Source organism: Imperialibacter sp. (genome assembly GCF_040222385.1).
Taxonomy (GTDB): domain Bacteria; phylum Bacteroidota; class Bacteroidia; order Cytophagales; family Cyclobacteriaceae; genus Imperialibacter.
Window position 1 is genome coordinate 1 of sequence record NZ_JAVKDF010000026.1, and the last position, 741, is coordinate 741.

Here is a 741-nt window from a genome sequence, read left to right on the forward strand (position 1 = left end):
CGGGCGTTACTTGCAATAGATGAATCGCACGTTCCTTTTCGTAACTATTACTTTAATCTGTGGTTGCACCCACCTTCAAACTGTGACTGAACAGGACTTAAGCAAGCCAGAAGCGACGGATGAATTTGTCGACTTTTTAACTGACGCTCATAACTATTTGCTTGAGCGGCAGGACATCTGCGAAAAGGAATATGGAATGAGTACATATGAACGGTGGTTCTACGATCAGGAAACTGGCCTCATAGAATTCTTTGATGGCGATACACTGAAACTCAGAATTACCTACCAGGAAGTTGGAACCGTTTCTAAAATATCAAGCACTTGGCTGTGGGCTTGGGCCAATCCAAACTTGGAAGACAATATTGCGGTAGACTCGGAAGAAGTACGAAAGTTTGGAGACACTAACAACTTTGAACGCCTAACCAAACGCAAGTGGATGGCAGACGAAGTTGACGGATGGGAAATGACGGCAATTATGGCTTTCCTAACCAATGCAAAAGGAGCTTATCGTGTTCCTGGAGACAATGTTTATTCCTTTCTGGTATTTACAGACATTGAACGGATCAGCCAATAAAATGCAAGTAACACATGGCTAAAAATGAATGTGGGCTGTTCAGGTTAGTTGAGTTAGGTTGGCTTGGAATCTCCGCCACAAAAGTTAAATTTATCATCGGCGTGGCTAATTGGTGATGGATGCAGAGCTGCATAAAATTCCCACACTCATTTTAGCCGGGCGTTAGA

1 protein-coding gene is annotated in these 741 nt (G+C 43.3%); it reads left to right on the plus strand.

Features of this window, described 5'->3' with window-relative positions; genetic code table 11:
- Positions 1-82 precede the first annotated feature (82 nt).
- A complete protein-coding gene (locus tag RIG68_RS13210) occupies positions 83-574 on the plus strand; it encodes a DUF6882 domain-containing protein (protein ID WP_350122888.1) in 492 nt (163 codons plus the stop codon).
- The last annotated feature ends 167 nt before the right edge of the window (positions 575-741 follow it).